Consider the following 21,460-nt stretch of genomic DNA (forward strand, 5'->3'; position numbering starts at 1 on the left):
GGACGGCGCGCAAATACGCTGCACTTCCGAGCGAAATTCGCCTCGAGCGAGCTTTTGAAAATCAGAGAAGGCGCAAGGCCCCAACGCGATCAGGGCGTGCGGGTGACGCTCACGTTGGTGCGGTTCCCAGCCTTGTCATAGGCATAATTGGAGAGAGCGTTGCTGTTTGCATCGCCCTTCTGCTCAACCTTCACCAACCGGCCTAGCTCATCATAATTGTAGTTGACCGTCTCGTTCATCAGCGGCGGCGAGGCTGAAGCCGACAGCGCCGCAATGCCCAGCGCGATGAACGAAATTGGTAGAGCCAGTTGCTTCAAATACCGCACGCGCACCCCCCCCTTTCGCATGCTCAAACCGCACCGACGGCGTCACTTCCGTAACGGATGATTCGAGTGTTGCTCGCCCGAATATTGTCGGCACGCAGCTCATCGCAAAGCGAGAAATGGACCATAATGATTTGATCCATTTCGGATTTTGTTACTTTTCCAACTTGGCAACATGCCGCACCAGCCAGCAATGTGCCCGTGAAGAATCAGGGGGATTCAGTGCAGGCTTTGAAGCGCTTTGGCGCAGTGAAACGGGCGCTTACGTGCTTGGCTTTGACAGGAATTTCCGGATCCGCGTCCGCACAGGACATTGCAGGCAACCCCGCGGGCTCCGGCGTGATCGTGTCCGCCGTGAACTGGCTCCAGGGCACCCTGCTCGGAACGGTCGCAACGGTTGTCGCGGTGATAGCGGTTGCAGCGGTCGGTCTGATGATGCTCACTGGCCGGATCAACTTGATCAGCCCCCAGAGCAATAAACTGCCCACGCAGCCATCAGGTCGCGTCGTTTATCCACAGCGCGGCCACGGCGATAAGCCCGCTCCACAGCGGACTCGATCGTGTGCGCCAGCGCCATCTCAATTTCCTCGCGACCGAACTGGGTCAACTCCCCAGCCCAATCTCGAAAGGCCGATCGAAAGCCATGCACGGTGATATCGCTTCGCCCCATGCGCTTCAGCAATTGCGACAAAGCCATATCGGACATGACTCCCCCGCGAGGCGCCGGAAACACAATCTTGCCAGGTGAAGTCTTGGCGGGCTTCATCTTTGCCAAAATGGCCACAGCTTTATCGCTCAGCGGCACCTGATGCAGGTTGCCGGCCTTCAGGGTATTGCGCCACTGCTGCCGGTGCTTGGCATTGCTAAAACCGCTCTCCACAGCATCGAGAATGCCTGGCCAGAAGGTTGATCGATCCGTCGGCTTCGGAACAAAATGGGAACTTAGTACTTGATGGGGCTACGGCCACGCCGTAGATGACGCCGATCGGAAACTGACATGGGCAGGCGGCCAAGTCATGGGGAAGCGCAAGATAGGTGATGCCAGAATTGCGATCGGGCCCGCCGACGTGATCGCGTTTGCCGAGGGAGACGGGTTGCGGGGCCGAGCGCACAGCACTGGTTCTGCTGCGCGTGATCGCCGAGGCGCCCGACGCCGTGGCACGTGCGGTATCCGGATCGTGACGCAATCGAGGCCCTCGATGCTTTCGCCGCCAAGCGCCTGTCCATGGATGTAGTCTCGCCCGCTCGCCGATCGGCGATGATGGCCGGAATCCGTGGCCGGAATACCAAGCCCGAGATGATTGTGCGGAGGGCGGCGCATCGCCTGGGTTACCGGTTCCGGCTACATCGCCGCGACCTGCCGGGCTCGCCGGACCTAGTGTTCCCGGGGCGAAAGAAGATAGTATTCGTCCATGGTTGTTTCTGGCACTGTCACGATGGCTGCAGGTTTGCATATAAGCCGAAGTCGAATGTCGAGTTCTGGGAAAGCAAGCTCAGGAAAAACAAGGAACGCGACATTCGTGTGAAGGGGGAGCTGGAATGTATGGCATGGGACATTCTTGTCATTTGGGAATGCGAAACGGCTGATAGCGATCTTGTCGATGCCAAGCTGCGGGGACATCTCGGCCATGGCCACCGCTGAACAGCAGCTTCGCCGGGGCAAGCTCGAGCGCCTGCGGACGGGCGCCAAGCTGCGCACCCTCGAAATCTGCTCGGGCGCGGGCGGGCTTTCGCTCGGGCTGGCAACCGCCGGCTTCGAACTCACCGCGCATGTCGAGATGGATCGCGAGGCCGCCGAGAGCTATGCGCTCAATTTCGGCGGCGACCGGGCGGCCGACGATCCCTGGGCACTGCCCCGGAACATGGAGCATTGCTCGGCTGACGACCTCGTCAGCGAGCTCGGTCTCAAGACGCCCACGTCGTCGGCATTCGACATTCTCGCAGCGGGGCTGCCCTGTCAGGCGTTCGCCCGGATCGGCCGCTCGAAGCTTCGCGCTGAAGCCGGAGGCGAGGAGGACGCCTTCCAGAAGGACCCCCGTGCCGCGCTCTATCGCCGCTTCCTGGACTATGTGACCGCCACCCAACCCCTCGTCATCATCATCGAGAATGTCCCGGACATTCTGAATTTCGGTGGCCACAATGTCCCGGAGGAAATCTGCGACACGCTGGAGGAGTGGGGTTACCGCACGGCCTATACGATCCTCAACGCGGCCTATTATGGCGTTCCGCAGGTCCGCGAGCGGCTGTTCGTTGTCGCCTTTGCCGATGTGCTCGACATCGCGCCCACCTTTCCCGCGCCGACCAACTTCCTTGAGCTGCCGCGCGGCTATGAGGGATCGCGGCGCGTGGCGCTGAAGCATGTCGACAAGGAAAGCGGCAGGTTTCACGAAATCCACAAGCCCTCGCGCCGCCTTCCGAAAGCGGTCGGCGTGCGCGCGGCGCTAGGCGATCTTCCCAAGATCAAGGAGCATGCGACGGACCCGAAGATCATCCGCCGCCGCAAGCTTGACGACGGTCTCCCGTATCGGACGCCGAAGGGCGGGCTGTCCGCCTATGCGCAGCTGATGCGCAATTGGGCCGGCTTCGAGACGCAGGGCGAAGCCGGCGGCCATCTTGTCCGGCTGACGCCGCGCGACTTTCCGATCTTCCGTCACCTCGAGCATGGCGCGGATTATCCGCAGGCGCTCAAGCTGGCGGAGGCGCTGTTCGCGGAAGCCGCGCAGGACCGGGGCCTGACCGACGTCGAATCTGACGCCTGGAAGGACCTCCGCCAGAGCATGGTTCCGCCCTATGATCCCGCCAAGTTCCCGAACAAATGGTGGAAGCTGGATCCGCTCAAGCCGTCGCGCACGCTGACCGCGCATATGGGCAAGGATACCTATTCGCACATCCATTATGACAGCTATCAGGCACGCACCGTGTCGGTGCGCGAGGCCGCGCGGCTGCAATCCTTCCCCGACGGCTTCCGCTTTGCCGGGGCGATGAACGCGGCGTTCAAGCAGATCGGCAATGCTGTGCCGCCACTGCTCGGGCTGGCGGTGGCAACATCGCTGAAGCGGCAGATCGAGGAGGTGCTGGTTCCTGCCGAAGAGACAGACGGCCGGCAGGCGGCGTGAACCGCATGGCCGCGGTGGAGGGTCAGGAGGATCTCTTCGATCACGCGCCGCCGGCGGCGAGTGCGCTGCTCGAAGCATTGCGGGGCCTCGGCTATTCCGCCGAAGCCGCCATTGCGGACCTGATCGACAACAGCATCGCCGCGGGTGCCCGGCATGTCCGGATCGACTTCCTCTGGGACGGCCCCGCCTCGGTCGTCCGTCTCGTCGACGACGGGCGCGGCATGGATGACCACACGCTGTTCGAAGCGATGCGGCCCGGCGGACGCCACCCGTTGCTGATCCGGGATCCGCAGGATCTCGGACGGTTCGGTCTGGGTCTCAAGACCGCGTCGCTGTCGCAGGGCCGGGTGCTGGCGGTCGTGTCGCGCACCGCGGACGGCGCCGAAGCACAGCGCAGCTGGGATCTCGACTATGTCGCCCGGGCTGATGAATGGCGGCTGCTGCGCAACATTCCGGCCGATGTACGGAACTATGCGATCGTCCCGGGCGAAGGCGCCGGCACTGCGGTGGTGATCGGCCGCCTGGACCGGCTGCTCGGCGAAGACATGGAGAGCGATGCGGCACAGGCCCGCTTCCGGGCGATGGCCCGCCGCGTCGAGCGGCATCTGGCGATGACCTTCCATCGCTTTCTGGAAGGCCCGCAGCCACGTCTCGAGCTCGTCATAGCCGGCGGCGGCGAGGGCGCCCGCATCGCGCCCTGGGATCCGTTCCTGCAATGGCATCCGGCCACCACCGCGACCCCCGTGGAACGGCTCGCGCACCGGAGCGGCGCGATCGAGGTTCAGGGCTTCGTGCTGCCGCATCGCGACCGGTTGACCGCCGACCAGTTCGACGACGCGGCCGGTCCGGACGGCTGGCTCGCGCATGAAGGCTTCTTCGTCTATCGCAACCGCCGGCTGCTCGTCGCTGGCGGCTGGCTCGGCCTGGGACCCGGCCGGCGCTGGACCCGCGACGATGTCCATCGCTTGGCCCGGCTCCGGCTGGACCTGCCAAACAGCGGCGACGGTGACTGGAAGGTCGATATCCGCAAGTCGACGGCGACCCCGCCGCCTGCGCTGCGCCCCCGGCTGCAGGGCCTTGCCGATCAGGTGCGCAAGGATGCTCGCGAGGTGTTCGCTTGGCGCGGCGGCCGGAGCGCCAAGCAGCCGCGCGCGCCGGTTGTGCGCGTGTGGAACACCGTCGAGACCGCGCGCGGCACCGTGTATCGCATCGACCGTTCCCATCCCGCCGTTCAGCGCGCGCTCGACGCGGCGGGCGCAAGCCGCCGGCTCGCCGAAGAGATGCTGACGGTGATCGAGGCGGGACTGCCGGTACAGCGGATCTGGCTCGACGTCGCTGAGCAGGGCGATCTGCCACCGGCGCCGGCCGGTATGCCGCCCGATGAAGCTGCCGCGATGCAGTCGCTCTACAGCCATATGCGCGGCGGACTGGGCCTGTCGGCCGCCGATGCCCACCGCCGGCTGCTTTCGATCGAACCGTTCGCGGCCTATCCCGCCGCGGTTGCCCAGCTCGCAGATGAGACGACATAGACGCCATGCCGATCGATCCCGATGCCCAGACCCAGCTCGTCGAACTCGCCCAGCTCAGGCTGTCGCAACGCGGTGCGGCCGAACCGCTGTCCCGTGAGGAAATCACCCGGACTGTCGATCAACTGTTGGCGGCGTTCCCCGAGTGGCGCGACCGCATTTCGCTGGACGCCGCACTGGCGACGCTCAGCTCGCTGTTCAGCACCTTCGTCGGCGAGGAATCGGTCCTTCGCGCCAACGACAACCACGCGCTCTGGCTTGACGGGCGGCGCGACCAAATCGAATGGCGGTTGTGGGAACGCTATCGCACCCACCTGATCCGCAAGCACATGCCCCAGACTGCGATCAACGCACTCGGGCGCGTTACCGATCGCACACTGGAACTGCTCGGCGACCCGTCGAGCGCCGGCGCGTTCAATCGGCGCGGCATGGTCGTCGGCGACGTCCAGTCGGGCAAGACCGGCAACTATACCGGGCTGGTCTGCAAGGCGGTTGATGCCGGCTACAAGGTCATCATTGTCCTCACCGGCATGAACAACAATCTGCGCAGCCAGACCCAGATCCGTCTCGACGAGGGGTTTATCGGCAAGATCAGCGTGCCGATGGACGAAGCGACCAGCCGCTTCGTCGGGGTCGGCGAGATCGACCCGTCGGTCATTGTCGACTGGGGCACCAACCGGACCGAGAAAGGCGATTTCAATCACCGGGCGATGTCGCAGTTCGGCATCCATCCCGGCGGCCGGCCGCTGCTGTTGGTCGTCAAGAAGAACGGCAGCGTGCTCAACGGCGTACTCGAATGGATCCGGTCGACGGCGAATTCGAGCGATCAGCACGGACCGCGCTTCGCCCATATGCCGCTGCTCGTGATCGACGACGAGGCCGATCAGGCCTCGATCGACACCAAACAGCAGAGCTTCAACGGGGGTGTTGCCGATCCCGACCATCAGCCGTCGCGGATCAACGCGCGGATCCGTCAGATCCTTGGCCGGTTCGATCAGGTTTCCTATGTCGGCTACACCGCGACCCCGTTCGCCAACATCTTCATTCATCCCGATGCGGAGACCGGCAATGAGTTCCAGGACCTGTTCCCGCGCGACTTCATCATCAACATTCCGGCGCCGGAAACCTATGTCGGCCCCAGCCGGCTGTTCGGCTCCGCAGTCGACGAGGAAACCGGCGAGGCCGAGCCCGGTCTGTCGGCGCTGATCGAAGAAATCGACGACTATGCCGCGAGTACGGCGCGGCGAGAGACGCGGGGCTGGATGCCGCCGGTGCACAAGACCGATCATGTTCCACTCTACGAAGGCCGGGACAGCGTGCCGCCGTCGCTCGAACAGGCGATCGAGAGCTTCGCGCTCGTCGTCGCGGCCCGCCGCGCGCGCGGCCAGGGCCGCGAGCACAACAGCATGCTGATCCACGTCACGCGCTGGAAGGCGGTGCAACGCCGGGTCGTGCAGCAGATCCGCGAAGCGCTGGACGCACTCGCCAATGCCATCCGCTATGGCGGCGGCGAGGGCATGCGGCGGCTTCGCGAGCGCTGGGAAAGCGATTTCGCGCCGGTCACCGCCGAGCTGGCGCTGCCCGACTGCCCGCCGGTGGCCTGGGAAGATGTCGAGGCAGCGCTCCGCGCGACGATCGAATCGATCCGGATTCGCGAGATCAACGGCAGCTCCGCCGATGTGCTCGACTATGAGCAGAACCGCGAGAGCGGGCTTAACGTCATCGCCATCGGCGGCGACAAGCTGGCGCGGGGTCTCACGCTCGAAGGGCTGTCCATCAGTTATTTCCTGCGCGGCACCACCATGTACGACACGCTCATGCAGATGGGCCGCTGGTTCGGCTATCGTCAGGGCTATCTCGACCTCTGCCGCCTGTTCACCACCGCCGACCTTGTCGAATGGTACGAGCATATCGCAGTCGCGAGCGAAGAGTTGCGTCGGGAATTCGACCGGATGGAGGCGATACGCGCGCGGCCGATCGATTTCGGCCTGCGCGTGCGCAGCCATCCGACGCTCACCGTCACCTCGCGCACCAAGATGCGGCACGGCACCGAGCTCCGGGTCTCCTTTGCCGGCGATGTCTCCGAGACCACGGTCTTTGCGACGGACGACCGGACGCTGCAGGTCAATCTGGCCGCCGCCAACGATCTGATCGACCGCCTCCAGGCTTCGGAAGCCATCTATCGCGCCAATCCGGAACAGACGCGCGCGGGCGGGCGGCCGCATCGCTGGGATGGGTCGCATTTCTGGTCAGGCGCGTCGTCCGATGCAGTCCTCGGCTTTCTCGATCGGTTCAGCACGCACGAGGATGCTTCGCGCGCCAGTGCGAGCGTGTTGGCGCGCTATATCCGGCGCCAAGTCCTGCTCGGAGAGCTCACCCGCTGGAACGTGCTGCTGGTGGGCGGCGAAGGTCGCGACGCGGTCACGATCGGTTCGATCTCTATGAACTCGGTGCTGCGGCAGCCCAAGGGCGGCTATGGCGACAGTCCGCCCTGGCTGACGATCGCGGCGGGCGAGCGCTTCGTGATCCGCCGTCTGCTCAACCCGCGCGATGAGGCGGTCGATATCGACGCGACCGCCTATGCTGCGGCGATGGCCGAGACGATCGCCAATCCGCCCAAGCGGCGCCGGGCCGACGACGGCCGGGCGCCGGCGCAGCCTTCGGGCGTCTATCTGCGGCGCCAGCGCGCGCCCGAGACCGGCCTGCTGCTGCTCTATCCACTGTCGCGCAGCGCCCTGTTAGGACCCGACGACACGCGGGTCGAGCATCGGTTTCTGGAGGCGGCGGTACCGCCGATCGGCATGGGGATCAGCTTTCCCGCCAGCAGCCGCGCGCAGTCGGTGAGCTATGTCGTCAACAATATCTACGCCGCCGACGATGACGATGAGGGAGAGACATGACAGCAGTTGCCGAGGCCTGGACGGCACTGGAAGCGGAGGGGCGACGCGAACCCGGCTGGCATGTCCGCCGGGTCCATCCAGCTGCACCCTGCGAGATCCTGGCCGGGTTGCGCCGGCCCGATGACATCCCCGGGCTGTTGCTGGAAGTTCCGGTCGACCAAGTTCCGCCAGATCTGGCGCTGCCGCGATCCAATGGATTCATCGTCGAGACCGTGCTTTTGGGGAGCGGCCATGCCGGTACGGTCCGCTTTTCGCTGGCACTGACCGATCGCAGCTACGGCGCCGTGTTCACCGTGCTATGCGAGGATGTGGCGGACGCGGCGGCTGCGGCATCGACACCCCGGCTTGCCTTGCGGAACTGGACCGGACGGCTGCATATCTGGCAGGCGTTCATGGCCCGGCACGGCATCGGCGGTCTTTCGGATGTTGCGGTCACAGGTCTGGTCGGCGAGCTGATCTTTCTGCGGGATGAGCTGGCCCCCAGGGTCGGGCTCGGCGCAGCGGTTGCGATGTGGGCCGGCCCGTCCGGCGAGCCGAACGACTTTGCGCTGCCGGGCGGATTCGTCGAAATCAAGGCGACGACGCGCCAGGCGCCGGAGCTGATCGACATCGCCAACGCCGACCAGCTCGACGACAGCCGCGGCCGGATACTGCTCGGCCATGTCCGGCTGCGGATGGAGGGCGGCGCCACGCTGCCGCAACTTGCGGCAGACGTCCGGCGGCAGCTCGCCGGCGAAGCGCCGCAGTCGCTCGCTGATTTCGAAGGCCGGCTGCTCGCCGCGGGTTATCTGGCCGCGCATGACGATCTCTATGTACGCGCCTTTCGCCGCGACCGGATCGAGCTGTTCGACGTCACTGGCGCCTTTCCCAGGCTGACGCGCGCCGGGCTCGAGGTCGGGATACGGAACTGCAGCTATACCATCGAGCTGGCGGCCTGCGTGCCCTTCGCCGTCGAGCCGACTGTGCTCGACGCGCTGACGGCGAGAAGCGCGCTTGGCTGAGGAACGAGATCTGGTCACCTTCGCGGCTGCGCTTGCCGAAGAAGTGCGCGACCGAGCGCTGGGCGATTCGGCCGGCGCTGAATTCACCGAGAACGCGTTCGTCGAGATCGTCTCTGAGCATCTCGCCGACATCGGCATGTTCGACAATCCGGTGGTGTGCTTCCACCAGGGCCGTTTCGGCGCTGGCGGCGTCCGGCTGAACGGCTATGCCGTTCCGGATGACGGCGAACGGCTCGACCTGCTCGTGGCGATTTTCGAAGGCGGCACGGATCAGCGGACCGTACCCACAGCAGATGTCGCGCGGATCGGCAGCCAGGCGGCCCGTGCGCTGCAAGCAGCGGCCCGCGGCGACCAAGAGCAGATGGAGCGCGCCAGCGACGCCTATGCGATGATGCGGCGGATCGCCGAGCTGCTTGAAGGCGGCGTCCACGAGGCGCGGGTGTTCGTCCTGACCGACGGCCTGTCGGCTGCTCGCGGCCTCGAACCGCAGACGATCGGGAATGTCTCAGTCACCTTCGAGATCTACGACCTGCGCCGCCTCATGCGGACGATGGCGACCGGCCAGACGCGCGAGATCATCGAGATCGACTTGGCCGCGATGGGGCTGCAGCCGATTCCCTGCGTGGCGATGCCGGCGTCGGGCGGCGAATTCGAATCCTATCTCGCCATCTTCCCAGGCGAAGCGCTCTACCGGATGTACGAGGAATTCGGTCCTCGGCTCCTAGAGTACAATGTGCGCGCGTTCCTCCAGGCGACGGGCAAGGTCAACCGCGGCATCCGGGACACGCTGCGCGACGAACCCCACCACTTCATGGCCTACAACAACGGTATTTCGGTGACGGTGGACGAGATCACCACCGAAGCCGCGACGGACGGGCTGAAGATCACGGGTTTCCGCGGGCTGCAGATCGTAAATGGCGGGCAGACCACCGCGTCGATCCACCGCGCGCGCAAACGTGAACGTCTCGACATTTCGCACATCCACGTCGCCGCGAAGATCACCCGGCTGCCGTCGGATAGCGTGGAGGAGATGGTCCCGAAAATCTCGCGCTTCGCCAACACGCAGAACGTCATCCAGGAGGCCGACTTCTCCGCCAACGAGCCCTATCACATCGCGATCGAGCGACTGTCGAAGACGATCTGGGCGCCGGGCGAGCGCTCGCGCTGGTTCTACGAGCGGTCGCGCGGCCAGTATCAGACGGCGATGAACATTGAAGGCACGACGCCTGCGCGCATGCGGGCATTTCGCGACCGCACGCCGCCCGGCCAGAAATTCTCGAAGACCGACTTGGCGCGTGCGCTTAACAGCTGGGGCCGCCTGCCGCATGTCGTCAGCGGCGGCACTCAGAAGAACTTCGTCGCGTTCATGCGCAGCCTGCGCGAGCAGCGGGGCGCTTCCTGGGAACCGGATGAAGCCTATTTCCGGGAGGCGGTCGCGCAGATCATCCTGTTTGCGGCGGCACAGCGCATCGTCCGGCAGGAAGCCTTTCCAGCCTATCGCGCCAACATCGTCTGCTATCTTCTGGCGTATCTGTCGCACCGCACCGGCGGTCGGATGCTTCTCGACGAAATCTGGCGGGGGCAGGGTATCAGCGCCGGGCTCGAAGCCCTGCTGCGCAGCTGGTCGCACGGGGTCGACAGGCAAATCCAGGAGAGCGCAGCGGGCCGCAATGTCACCGAATGGTGCAAGAAGGAGGCCTGCTGGACGGGGCTGCGCAATCTCGATCTGGCGGTGAGCAATCCGCTGCCGCCCGAATGGGGCAGCGCTTCGGTCGCATCCGGCGGAGCCGGACCGGAGCTGGCCGCGCCCGATGCCCATGCCGCGGCCGCCTGCATGCGATTACCTGCGGAAACCTGGTTCGCGCTGCATCTCTGGGGCCGTCGTACGGGAACCCTTGCCGAGTGGCAGGCGGGCATTGCGCACACGCTGAGCAGCTATGCCAGCGGTGGATGGACCCGGTCACCGACACCGAAACAGGCGACGCATGGCGTGAGGATTCTGGAGATCGCCCGGGAAAAAGGCTTCGACCCTTTCCTGCCTGCGGACGTCGCGCGAATGCAGGTCGAAGACGGCTGACGGTATCAGAGGTCCGGCGGAAACTCCTCCGCGAGCCAGGAGGAAACCGCCTCGACGCTGCCACGGCCGCCCGCGCGGAGCAGCGCAACGATATCCGCCGCAGCGATCACGATCACCGGATGCTGGTCCTCCTTGATCTCGCGATAGGCCTGGAGGTCCAGCCAGGTCGTGGTGACCAGAATGCCGAACTGGCGGTGCCGCAGCCGGGAGATCAGCCGTGACATGTCGCGGACGCCGACCGAGCCCGGCGGCGAGTAGCATTTCGCCTCCAGCGCGAAATCGACCAGGATCGATGCCGGGCCTGCGCCGATGCGCAACTGGCCGACGGCGTCGCGGCCGCCGTCACGGGACGGACGCGTAACGTCGAGCGAAGCGATGTCGGGGATCATCAGGCGGGCGATCGCCGCGGCGCAATGTTCGAAGGCATGCGGCCGCCCCTGGAAGTGATTGCGAACCGCCTGGATCATTGCCTCGCCATCCGCATCGGCCGGCATCTGTTCCCGGCGGCTGCGATATTCGATCGACCGAAGCGCGATCAGCGGTTTGCGCCGTCCACTTTTCTGCCAGGTCAGCCAAGCAGACGGGGCGAGCGCATCATCGGGCGCGCCGGCGATGACGCTGTCGATCCAGGCGCGCGAAATGACGGCGGCGTCGAGCACGGTGAAGCGCGCCCGATAATTCTGAAAGCGACGATCGCCGGCGGTTCGCCAGATCGCGACAAGGTCCTCGGAGAGCGAGAGGTCCGAGGCGCCTGGCACCGCCAATCCCAGAAAGATCATGTCGCGCCAGCCACCGGCGCGGGCGAAGAGGAAGGTGGGGGGAACCCGCAGCCGGCCTTCGGCGCCACTATGCGCGTCCTCGAAAATGCGCTGCAGTAGGCGATTGCCGCGCCGGCCGGTGTCGTGCAACACGCGGCCCGGGCTCTTGTTGTCACCATAGTAGGTGAACACGCCAGTCTCGCGGTCGAGCGCATCGGGCCAATCGGGGTCGCTGAAACTGGAGGTCAGCAGCATCATCTCCAGCCGCCCGGCAATGTCACCGCGGTAGCGGAAGCCTCCTTGATTGCTCATGCCGAGCAGGCGCGGAAAGGGATCGTCGCCGGCATTCCCGCTCCGGCCGCCCTGATAGACCGCATCGACATGAAGGTCGGTGATGGAAAGCTGATCGACAGAAACAATTTTCAAGACCGGCCTCTTCCAGAACAAGAATGAGGCAAGTTGGTCGATCCGCTCGGACGACTTTCCGGCCCCTTCCGGACGGAGTAGCATTGCGGAATGTTTGAACATATCCACTTCGACATCGATATCGAGCGGAAGATATCTGTGGAACGGCTCCGCTGGCCCTCGGCGAGGCAGGTCCGGGACGGCAGCGGCCTCGGCGGCAACCGGGACTATTGCGATCTTCGCGGACAGCCCTGGTCGGACGTGACCGATGTCCTTCGCGAGGAATATGAACTAATCGAGCGGATCGAGCTAGCCGAGAACCCAGTCGAGGAGAGTGAACTCATCGAAGAGGAGTTCACTGACGATCCCGGCGGAATGATGGGCCTCGATATCGGTGTCGCATCGACCGTCGCGGCGCTTTCCGCGGCGGGGTGCGTGCCGTTTGCCAGCTGCAATGGCGGAGCATTCGGCGGGCCGCACCACGAATCTCATCCGCTCGTCGTCTTCTGCGCCCGCCGCGAGCATCTACCGCTGCTACTGGCAGCAGCGGAGCTGACCGGCGTGGGGATGGAAAGCGGCCAAATGGGCGAGGTCATGGTCTATGCCGATGACATCCGCCGCATGCCGGCCTTCGCAGCAACGCTGCTTGAAAATCGCGATCTTTTCGATGGGCTCGGTTTCTCCGACACCGAAGCGAAGTACTCAGACCGCGCGTGAAGCGGCGCGCGAAAACCGATGGTATATGATCAGCTTTCGTCCGAGTCCGTCGGCTTGGTTTCAGGATACTCCACATCCATCCAGACGCGATACGCGTCTCCGAACCCGAGCGCCGGCGGCGTCGATCATCGCTTTCGCCTGTGACGTGCTCCCCTGAAACTCCGCCAGTTTGAGCTAGAGTCCTTCATTGAGGAGGACGACGATGAAGCGCAGCAGGTTTAGCGAGGAGCAGGTCATAGCGATCCTGCGTGAGCAGGAAGCTGGTTCATCGACGGCGGACGTGTGCCGCAAGCACGGCGTGAGCAGCGCGACATTCTACAACCGTTCGAGTCTGCCGCTGTCGCCGATCGAGAGCTGTCGCGGACTGATCGCGTTGCTACGCCCCAGCGTGGCCATGCATTTCGGCTTTTGCGAGCTCGACATATTGAGGACGCCAATGCGATCGAGGCATTCATGATTTCGGCGGCGGGCAGCTTTCACCGGGCCTGGTCCAGAAGATGACGGCCCACTACCGGCCCAATTTCGGCAATTCAAATGGCTTTGCCATCTTCCGGACTAGTCTGAGGACGCGTCATCCATATGCCGCTTGATCGTCGAGATCCTGTCTTCAAGCACAACGATTGGATGCTGGCCGAGCTTGGCGCGGGGGCGGCCATTGTATTTTTTCCGAAGTGCCTCCGGCGGGCTTTGCAATCTGCTGCTAGTCGGATCCTCTGGATCTCGAAAATGATTCCTAAATCCTGCCAGGACATGATTATTCCGCTTGAAATGATGCGGCTCGACCTCGTTGATGGCCTTGGCCATGCTAAGCGCAGCACCAAGCCGTTTATGATCGACCACATCTGGAGATCGATCGCCGACGCGCTGGATCTTGTCGAACACACGGTGGGGAAGGGGGTTCTCCTCGAATAAAACCTCCAAGGTTCCCTCAAGGTCTAACGCCACTGTCACCCGTTTCCCTACCGCCTTCCGGCTCAGCGAGTTGTCCTCGAGGATAATCCTGAGCTTATTGAACGAAAGCGTGAGATCCTTAAAAACCTTTCGCTCGACCGTGTATGTAAGGAGACTGTTCAGGCTTTCATTCGGTTTTGGCAGGTGTGCATTTTCGGGATTTGCTGGCACCCGCGCAAAACGCTTGTTGTGTTCGCGGCGATATTTTTCAGCGTAGATATTCGCTGCTTCCATCGTTGAAATATTGCGCAGCCTCAATTCCTTCACGAGCCGATCTTGCAGAGTGCGGTTTGCTCGTTCGACCCGCCCCTTCGCCTGCGGTGTTTTGGCGCAGATGACTTTGATGCCCAATCGGCCGCACGCTCGCGCGAACTGTGTTGGCGTTCGCTCGCCCTCCGCAGTAGGATTCGTCGCGCGGAAAATGCTATGACGGTCTGAGAAGAGGGCGAGGGGACGGCCGAACCTGTCGATATAGGACTTAAGGCAGGACATGTAATTGTATGAGCTCTCATGCTCGACGAACCGTAAGAGTTTCAACTCGCTGGTGGCATCATCGATGAAGACGAGCAGGCAACATTCGTCGCCGCGCTTTTCGAACCAGCGATGGTAGGATCCATCGACCTGGACGAGTTCCCCGATCCGGTCGCGTGGAGGACGGGGTGAAAAGATGCGCGGTTTCCGTCCGGCTCGATCAACCCAAAGCCCATCCTCCTTCATCCATCTCCGCAGCGTTTCAGCCGTGATCAGAATCTTATGGTTCTCTTTAAGCTTCTCGGCTGCGAGTGTTGGACCGAAATCGGCGTAAAATTCCCGCACTATCTCCATGACTTTTGCACGGTCCGAGTGCGGATATGCGCCATTTCGGTTTCCGAATTTCTTGGAGTCGAGGCCAGCAGCCCCGTGCTCCCTGTATCGATCGACAAGCCGGTAAGTTTGAGTGCGTTTCAGACCAAGCGACGTTCGAAGATCCGAGATCGAAATCTCCTTTGCAAGATAGGCCTTTATCGCTTTGATTTCATATGACTCTTCATCGATCTCGATATCGACGGGAGAATTCGAACTCATGATAAGCCTCCATTGCCGGGCCGCCCGTGCAGACGGCAGGAAAAGAGGCGAGTCCCATTTCGGTTGTGGAAAACGTGCCCCTTTCGCATGAGGGCTTACAGGCAATGTTCCTGTCAGTTAGAGAAGACACGTTCTTCGCCAAGTAGACATGACACCGTCTGGTAGCAGCGGGGGCAGCGTGGAGCCATCCAAACAGCGCAGCGCTGCCCCCGCTGATGCGATGAACTTGCGGCTCCTGCCCCCGGACCCGCTGCGCCAGCAGCGGGCTCGGTCACGCCAGTTTTCGAGCGCTCGAGCTTTCCCGAAACTCCGTCTCCGACGCCGCATTTCGGGAAAAGGCAATCGGGAACATATTTCGGGAAAATCAGCCCCGGACCCGCAAGGCGTAGCCGGTTTGCGACCCAGGATCTCGATCGCCGTTCCCAAACGAGACGGTGCCGGAGACGATCCTAACTTCGGAAAGCTTTCCTGTCCCCGTCACGGACCCTAGGCGCTGATGCGGTTGGCCACGAGTTCGTCGACCACCGCAGGGTCGGCCAAGGTTGACATGTCTCCGACTTCGCCCGGTTTCCCTTCGGCAATCTTGCGCAGAATGCGGCGCATGATCTTGCCGCTGCGCGTCTTGGGTAGGCTGGGCGCAAACTGGATCGCATCGGGCGTGGCGATCGGACCGATCTCGCTGCGCACCCATTTGCACAGCGCGGCACGCAGGGCCTCGTCGCCCTCCTGATCCGCGTTGAGCGTCACGAAGGCGTAAATGCCTTGTCCCTTGATATCGTGCGGCATGCCCACCACCGCCGCTTCCGCCACACGCTCATGCGCCACCAGCGCGCTTTCGACTTCGGCGGTGCCCATGCGGTGGCCCGATACGTTGATCACATCATCCACCCGGCCGGTAATCCAGTAATCGCCATCGGCATCGCGACGTGCGCCGTCTCCGGTGAAATAGCTGCCCGGGTAGGTGCTGAAATAGGTCTGAAAGAAGCGTTCGTGATTGCCGTAAACCGTGCGCATCTGACCGGGCCAGCTACGGGTGAGGACGAGATTGCCCTCCACCGCGCCGGCCAGTGTGCGGCCTTCGGCATCGACCAGTTCCGGAAATACACCCGGCAGCGGCTTGGTCGCCGATCCTGGCTTCGCCTCCGCCGTGCCGTTCACGGGCGCGATCAGCGCCGCGCCAGTTTCGGTCTGCCACCATGTGTCGACGATGTCGCAACGCTCGCCGCCGATCACGCGGTGATACCAGTTCCAGGCCTCGGGATTGATCGGCTCGCCTACGGTGCCGAGCAGCCGCAGCCGGGACAGATCGTGTTGTTTCACCGGCTCCTCTCCTTCGCGCATCAGCGCGCGGATCGCGGTCGGCGCGGTGTAGAACACGGTGACGCCCAGACGCTGGCACGTTTCCCATAGGCGTCCGGCATCAGGATAGGTCGGCACGCCGTCAAACATTACCGTGCTGGCGCCGTTCGCGAGCGGCCCGTAAACGACATAGCTGTGGCCCGTGATCCAACCGACATCGGCCGTGCACCAGAATAGATCGTCGTCGGCTAACCCGAATAGAAGATCCGTGGTGAGCGTGACCCACAGGAGATAACCGCCGGTGCTGTGCAGCACGCCCTTGGGCTTGCCGGTCGATCCGCTGGTGTAGAGAATGAACAGCGGATCTTCCGCATTCATTGGCTCGGGCGGACAATCGGCATCGACCCCTTTGCTCAAGTCGTGCCACCACCAATCGCGGCCCTCCTTGAGATCGACCTCGGTCGTCGTCCGCTGTACGACGATAACCGTTTCGACCCCGCCCGCCTTTGCACAGGCCGCGTCGACATTGGCCTTTAGGGGAACCGACCTGCCGCCGCGCCTGCCTTCATTGGCGGTGATAACGAGCTTGGCGCCGCAATCGGAAATACGATCAGACAGACTATCGGGTGAAAAGCCACCGAACACCACCGAATGTACCGCGCCGATTCGTGTGCAGGCAAGCATGGCGATCGCGGCTTCGGGTACCATCGGCATGTACAGGACTACCCGATCTCCCTTGGCGACGCCGCGGCCCTTCAACACATTGGCGAAACGACAGACTTCCGTATGCAGTTCGCGGTAAGTGAGGGTTCGCCCCTCGCCCGGCTCGTCCCCTTCGAAAACGATGGCGGCGTTGTCGCCACGGGCATCCAGATGGCGATCGAGGCAGTTGACCGAAACATTCAGTTCGCCGTCGGCAAACCAGCGAATGCCGAAGTCGGCTTTGTCGAAGCTGCTCTCGTCCGCTTTGGTCGGGAAGACGCTCCAGTTCAGGCGGCATGCCTCGGCCAGCCAAAAGGCGTCGGGATCGCGCTCCACCGATGCTTGCATCGCGTGAAGCCTGTCGGTTGCCGCCAACATGGTGATCTCGGCCTTCTCATAGACACGGCTTCGCACGAGAAAGCGTCGGCCCGTTCCGTTGTCGAGGCTGAACATCCCGCCCCGTCCCTCCACCACGTCGAGGATCAGCTGCGTGTGCTTCCATGCCGCGAATTGCTGCGCCCCGATATAGACTGGCGTGGTGCCTATGGTGCCGAGCAGCACGTCCGATCCGCCAAGGCAAAACTCGCTGCGGGGATAAACCATCGGGCTGGAACCGTCGCAGCAACCGCCCGACTGGTGGACCAGCACCGGGCCGTGACGGTCGACGATTTCGGCCAGCAGCGCCGCTCCCGCCTCGGTGGCAATCACACGGCGAACCAAAGCGGCCCGCCCCATTTTTCCCTCGTCCTGCTCGTCACCGTTCGCCATTATACGGTCAGGTCGAGGACGACCCGCCCTTCGATCTGGCCCTGCCGCATACGGTCGAACACCGAGTTGATGTCTTCGAGACCGGCAGTCGAGATCGTCGCCTTTACCTTGCCGTCGCCAGCGAATTCGAGCGATTCCTGCAGGTCCAGCCTGGTGCCGACGATGGAGCCGCGTATGGTAATACCGTTCAGTACCATGCCGAAGATGTTGAGCGGGAAATCACCCGGCGGTAGGCCGTTAAGCGCGACGGTGCCGCCGCGCCCGATCATGCCGACCGCCTGTTCAAAGGCCTTTTCGCTCACCGCGGTCACCAGCGCGCCGCGCGCGCCTCCGCTGGTCAATCGCCTTACCGTCGTGGCGGGATCATTGTCCGTCCGTGCGTTGACCGTCTCCACCGCACCGAGCCTGCGGGCGAGGTCGAGTTTGGCGTCGTCGACGTCGACGGCGACCACCTTCATCCCCATGGCCACCGCATATTGTACCGCCATATGGCCGAGACCGCCGATGCCGGAGATGACGACCGCATCGCCGGGCCGGGTATCGGTCATCTTCAGGCCCTTGTAGACCGTCACGCCCGCGCACAACACCGGCGCGATTTCGTTGAAGCCGACATTGTCCGGCAGGTGGCCGACATAATTGGGGTCGGCCAGCACGTAGTCGGCGAACCCGCCATTGACCGAATAGCCGGTGTTCAACTGGCTTTCGCACAGCGTCTCCCATCCACCGAGGCAGTGCGTGCAGTGACCGCAAGCGGTGTAGAGCCAAGGCACGCCGACCCGGTCGCCTTCCTTCACGTGGGTCACGCCCTTGCCCACAGCGGAGACAAAGCCCACGCCTTCGTGGCCCGGGATAAAGGGCGGCTCGGGCTTTACCGGCCAGTCGCCTTCTGCGGCGTGGAGGTCGGTGTGACACACACCGGAGGCCTGAATGGCAACCTGGATCATGCCGGGCTGGACCTCGGGAACCGGAACTTCCTCGATCCGCAGTGGCTCGCCAAAGGCGCGCACGACGGCGGCTTTCATGGTCTTGCTCATGACATCTCTCCTGTAGTTTTATCGTTCGAAGGCCGGGCGGCGGGCGAAACTCCGCGTCGCCGTGCCCGGGCTGTTCGCCTCAGAAGAAGCCGAGCTTCTTCGGGCTGTAACTGACCAGCATGTTCTTGGTCTGCTGATAGTGGTCGAGCATCATGCGGTGGTTTTCGCGCCCGATGCCGGATTGCTTGTAGCCGCCGAACGCCGCGTGAGCGGGATAGGCATGGTAGCAATTGGTCCACACACGTCCCGCGCGGATCGCGCGGCCGAAGCGGTAGCAGGTGTTCGCATCCCGGCTCCACACGCCCGCGCCCAGGCCATAAAGCGTATCGTTGGCGATGTTCAGCGCCTCATCCTGGTCCTTGAAGGTGGTGACCGACAGGACCGGTCCGAAGATTTCCTCCTGAAAAATCCGCATCCGGTTATGGCCACGGAACACGGTGGGTTTTACATAGTAGCCGCCTGCAAGATCGCCTTCGAACCGGGCTGCCTCGCCGCCGGTCAGCAGTTCGGCGCCCTCCTGTTTGCCGATATCGATGTAGGATAGGATCTTCTGCTGCTGTTCGGATGATGCCTGCGCGCCGATCATTGTCTCCAGATCGAGCGGATTGCCTGCCTTGATCGCCTCAACGCGCTGGATCGCGCGTTCCATGAAGCGGTCGTAAATGTTCTCATGCACCAGTGCCCGGCTTGGACAGGTGCATACCTCGCCTTGGTTGAGCGCGAACATCACTAGGCCCTCGATCGCCTTGTCGAGATAATCGTCGTCCTCGCGACATACGTCCTCGAAAAAGATGTTCGGACTTTTCCCGCCGAGCTCCAGCGTCACCGGGATCAGGTTCTCGCTGGCATATTGCATGATGAGCCGACCCGTCGTCGTCTCGCCCGTGAAGGCAATCTTCGCGATGCGGTTGCTGCTGGCGAGCGGCTTGCCGGCTTCCAAGCCGAAGCCGTTGACCACGTTGACCACCCCGGCGGGCAGCAGGTCGCCGATGATTTCCATCAGGACCATGATCGACGCCGGCGTCTGTTCGGCCGGTTTCAATACCACGCAATTGCCTGCCGCCAGTGCCGGTGCGAGTTTCCACACCGCCATCAGGATCGGGAAGTTCCACGGAATAATCTGGCCGACCACGCCCAGTGGCTCATGGAAATGATAAGCGACCGTATCGTGATCGATCTCCGAGATACCGCCTTCCTGCGCGCGGATGCAGCCTGCGAAATAGCGGAAGTGATCGATCGCCAGCGGAATGTCCGCGGCCATTGTCTCGCGTAGCGGTTTTCCGTTGTCCCAGGTTTCCGCGATGGCGAGCTCGCGAAGATTTTCCTCCATCCGGTCCGCGATCCGATTGAGGATCAAGGCTCGCTCGCTAACGCTGGTGCGGCCCCAGGCCTCCTTCGCCGCATGCGCCGCATCCAGCGCGGCTTCGACATCGGCCGCCTGACTGCGTGCCACCTGACCAATGGATCTGCCGGTAATCGACGAGATGTTGTCGAAATAGCGCCCGTCCTTGGGCGCGGTCCACTTTCCGCCGATGAAGTTGTCGTAGCGTTCCGCGAACGGCACCGTCATCGAAGTGGCGGGGTTGGTCTGCATGTCCATCACGTCATCCTCTCGAAACCGCCGGATCCTTCCGGTCGCGAGGACGATAGTTCCGCGAGATGGCGGCGGTGCACAGGGACTGCCGGTTGATGGAATGGGTCGATTGTCTCGCTATCGAGACAATGGGGAGACCAGATATGTCAGCGACGCTGCAAACCTACCCTTTCCATTCGACGATAGAGAGTAGCTCGACCGATGCCGAGTTCCTTTGCCGCCTTGGTGGCGTTGCCGTCTGCCCGCGCCAGCGCGCGGCGCAAGAAAGCCCGTTCCGAGTCAGCGAACGAGGTGGCTTCTTCGCCACCGAGGATATTCGAAGCCGTGCGGCGGCCCCCGAGACACGCGTTGGTCAGTTTGAACCGATGCCTTGCAGCGAAGGTCGCGCCGATGACCAGATCGTCCCGATCAACGGCCAGCAAGGCTGCATCGCCGCCTGGCAGATTGGCATCGATGATCCGGTACGAGGCGAAATGCGCGCGAAAGATGCCGCTCTCGATCCGGCGAGCGGCATCCTGCACGATCTTCTGAACGAGCATTCCCATCGCGGCGCTGTGGTCGTAGCGGCAGTTCGAGATATCCAAGGCGCCGACAAGCTGGCCGGTCGCATCGCGCACCGGCGCATCCATGCAGCTTATGCCCGTATTCCGGCTGGCGAAGTGTTCATCTCGATGGATCGTGACCGGTCGACCCTCGATCAGGCAGGTGCCGATCCCGTTCGTGCCTTCCCGGCTTTCGCTCCACACTCCGCCGGGCGTCAAGCCGATCCGATCGAAAAGCTCGCGGTCACCCGCGAGGCTACGCGCTTCCAGAACGACACCGTCATTGTCCGACAGCATCACGGCGCAACCCGTGGCAGAGACGATCTGGAACAGCTGGTCGAGCAAGGGACGCGCGACCTCCAGCATCAACTCACAGCGTTGCCGCCGCTGAATCAGGTCACTTGCAGATACAAGATCTGGAACCCGATCGGCTCCTGCGTCGAGACCGTGCTTTAGGCCCGAACGACACCAGCTGGCAGCAACAAGCGAATGCGCGGCACTGGCTGAGCAATGCAGGACCTCTTCGACAACTGCTTCATGCCGATCCTTCATCGCGCCGGGATACACGAAATGTCGCCAGTTGGCGAACCAATGCCGTAGTGTTCTGCATCCCGCCAGCGGCCTTTGGTGTGAAGAAAGGTATCCTTGCGTCGATAAATTGACATCACGCTGACCGGTCACC

Annotated in this window: 15 protein-coding genes and 2 pseudogenes; 9 read left to right on the forward strand and 8 right to left on the reverse strand. The window is 63.3% G+C overall.

What is annotated here, in order from left to right:
• Nucleotides 1-89: 89 nt before the first annotated feature.
• Nucleotides 90-326 (reverse strand): RHS repeat domain-containing protein, encoded by a 237-nt coding sequence (locus tag FFS08_RS00110; RefSeq protein ID WP_137861132.1) that lies wholly within the window; start codon nt 324-326, stop codon nt 90-92.
• A 246-nt stretch (nt 327-572) separates the two neighbouring features.
• Here FFS08_RS00110 and FFS08_RS00115 point away from each other — a divergent pair.
• Nucleotides 573-779: pseudogene (locus tag FFS08_RS00115) on the forward strand (TrbC/VirB2 family protein); the annotation flags it as partial.
• 4 nt (nt 780-783) lie between these two features.
• Here FFS08_RS00115 and FFS08_RS23345 read toward each other — a convergent pair.
• Nucleotides 784-1,203, reverse strand: a complete 420-nt coding sequence (locus tag FFS08_RS23345) for a tyrosine-type recombinase/integrase (RefSeq protein ID WP_171012410.1) — start codon at nt 1,201-1,203, stop codon at nt 784-786.
• Nucleotides 1,204-1,485: 282 nt separating this feature from the next.
• On the opposite strand from FFS08_RS23345, the gene FFS08_RS00120 reads away from it, so the two are divergent.
• The 6 genes from FFS08_RS00120 to FFS08_RS00145 are packed head-to-tail and all read left to right on the forward strand — an operon-like array spanning nt 1,486 to nt 10,943.
• Nucleotides 1,486-1,965 carry a very short patch repair endonuclease gene (locus FFS08_RS00120; RefSeq protein WP_249340946.1) on the forward strand — a complete coding sequence of 160 codons (480 nt, stop codon included), beginning with the start codon at nt 1,486-1,488 and terminating at the stop codon, nt 1,963-1,965.
• The gene (locus FFS08_RS00125; RefSeq protein ID WP_212741929.1) at nt 1,952-3,439 is read left to right on the forward strand and encodes a DNA cytosine methyltransferase; all 1,488 of its coding nucleotides are present in this window, start codon (nt 1,952-1,954) and stop codon (nt 3,437-3,439) included. The genes FFS08_RS00120 and FFS08_RS00125 overlap by 14 nt, the downstream gene beginning before the upstream one ends.
• A gap of 5 nt (nt 3,440-3,444) precedes the next feature.
• Nucleotides 3,445-4,968 (forward strand): ATP-binding protein, encoded by a 1,524-nt coding sequence (locus FFS08_RS00130; protein ID WP_249340953.1) that lies wholly within the window; start codon nt 3,445-3,447, stop codon nt 4,966-4,968.
• Nucleotides 4,969-4,973: 5 nt separating this feature from the next.
• Nucleotides 4,974-7,865, forward strand: coding sequence for a Z1 domain-containing protein (locus FFS08_RS00135; protein WP_137861130.1), 2,892 nt, complete (start codon nt 4,974-4,976; stop codon nt 7,863-7,865).
• Nucleotides 7,862-8,866 carry a PD-(D/E)XK motif protein gene (locus FFS08_RS00140; RefSeq protein WP_137861129.1) on the forward strand — a complete coding sequence of 335 codons (1,005 nt, stop codon included), beginning with the start codon at nt 7,862-7,864 and terminating at the stop codon, nt 8,864-8,866. The genes FFS08_RS00135 and FFS08_RS00140 overlap by 4 nt, the downstream gene beginning before the upstream one ends.
• Complete coding sequence (locus FFS08_RS00145) at nt 8,859-10,943, forward strand: AIPR family protein (RefSeq protein WP_137861128.1); 2,085 nt, start codon at nt 8,859-8,861, stop codon at nt 10,941-10,943. Before FFS08_RS00140 ends, FFS08_RS00145 begins: the two co-directional genes overlap by 8 nt.
• A gap of 5 nt (nt 10,944-10,948) precedes the next feature.
• Here FFS08_RS00145 and FFS08_RS00150 read toward each other — a convergent pair whose 3' ends face one another.
• A complete protein-coding gene (locus FFS08_RS00150) occupies nt 10,949-12,229 on the reverse strand; it encodes a restriction endonuclease (RefSeq protein WP_249340952.1) in 1,281 nt (426 codons plus the stop codon).
• Here FFS08_RS00150 and FFS08_RS00155 point away from each other — a divergent pair.
• Nucleotides 12,218-12,823, forward strand: coding sequence for a hypothetical protein (locus tag FFS08_RS00155; RefSeq protein ID WP_137861127.1), 606 nt, complete (start codon nt 12,218-12,220; stop codon nt 12,821-12,823). The two genes, FFS08_RS00150 and FFS08_RS00155, sit on opposite strands and share 12 nt — an antisense overlap.
• A 202-nt stretch (nt 12,824-13,025) precedes the next feature.
• Nucleotides 13,026-13,142: pseudogene (locus FFS08_RS00160) on the forward strand (transposase); the annotation flags it as partial.
• A 236-nt stretch (nt 13,143-13,378) separates the two neighbouring features.
• On the opposite strand, the gene FFS08_RS00165 reads toward FFS08_RS00160, so the two are convergent.
• The 5 genes from FFS08_RS00165 to FFS08_RS00185 all read right to left on the reverse strand — a co-directional run bounded on the left by FFS08_RS00165 (nt 13,379) and on the right by FFS08_RS00185 (nt 21,459).
• Entirely contained in the window at nt 13,379-14,839 is a 1,461-nt protein-coding gene (locus FFS08_RS00165; RefSeq protein ID WP_137861126.1) for an ISNCY family transposase, read from the reverse strand.
• Nucleotides 14,840-15,325: 486 nt separating this feature from the next.
• Nucleotides 15,326-17,608, reverse strand: coding sequence for an acetate--CoA ligase (gene acs, locus FFS08_RS00170; RefSeq protein WP_249340945.1), 2,283 nt, complete (start codon nt 17,606-17,608; stop codon nt 15,326-15,328).
• Complete coding sequence (adhP, locus tag FFS08_RS00175) at nt 17,608-18,642, reverse strand: alcohol dehydrogenase AdhP (RefSeq protein WP_066278433.1); 1,035 nt, start codon at nt 18,640-18,642, stop codon at nt 17,608-17,610. Before adhP ends, acs begins: the two co-directional genes overlap by 1 nt.
• Nucleotides 18,643-18,721: 79 nt before the next feature.
• A complete protein-coding gene (gene adh, locus FFS08_RS00180; RefSeq protein ID WP_066278437.1) occupies nt 18,722-20,242 on the reverse strand; it encodes an aldehyde dehydrogenase in 1,521 nt (506 codons plus the stop codon).
• Nucleotides 20,243-20,382: 140 nt separating this feature from the next.
• On the reverse strand, nt 20,383-21,459 hold the full coding sequence (locus FFS08_RS00185) for a GAF domain-containing protein (protein ID WP_249341318.1): 1,077 nt from the start codon (nt 21,457-21,459) through the stop codon (nt 20,383-20,385).
• Between the last annotated feature and the right edge of the window lies 1 nt (nt 21,460).

It is taken from the genome of Sphingomonas sp. 1F27F7B (assembly GCF_005503355.1).
GTDB lineage: Bacteria > Pseudomonadota > Alphaproteobacteria > Sphingomonadales > Sphingomonadaceae > Sphingomonas.

Coding starts and splice junctions, on each gene's coding strand:
- FFS08_RS00130 (WP_249340953.1), top strand. CDS start 3,445: ATGGCCGCGGTGGAGGGTCAGGAGGATCTCTTCGATCACGCGCCGCCG.
- FFS08_RS00165 (WP_137861126.1), bottom strand. CDS start 14,839: ATGAGTTCGAATTCTCCCGTCGATATCGAGATCGATGAAGAGTCATAT.
- FFS08_RS00125 (WP_212741929.1), top strand. CDS start 1,952: ATGGCCACCGCTGAACAGCAGCTTCGCCGGGGCAAGCTCGAGCGCCTG.
- adh (WP_066278437.1), bottom strand. CDS start 20,242: ATGGACATGCAGACCAACCCCGCCACTTCGATGACGGTGCCGTTCGCG.
- adhP (WP_066278433.1), bottom strand. CDS start 18,642: ATGAGCAAGACCATGAAAGCCGCCGTCGTGCGCGCCTTTGGCGAGCCA.
- FFS08_RS00150 (WP_249340952.1), bottom strand. CDS start 12,229: ATGTTCAAACATTCCGCAATGCTACTCCGTCCGGAAGGGGCCGGAAAG.
- FFS08_RS00155 (WP_137861127.1), top strand. CDS start 12,218: ATGTTTGAACATATCCACTTCGACATCGATATCGAGCGGAAGATATCT.
- acs (WP_249340945.1), bottom strand. CDS start 17,608: ATGGCGAACGGTGACGAGCAGGACGAGGGAAAAATGGGGCGGGCCGCT.
- FFS08_RS00140 (WP_137861129.1), top strand. CDS start 7,862: ATGACAGCAGTTGCCGAGGCCTGGACGGCACTGGAAGCGGAGGGGCGA.
- FFS08_RS00135 (WP_137861130.1), top strand. CDS start 4,974: ATGCCGATCGATCCCGATGCCCAGACCCAGCTCGTCGAACTCGCCCAG.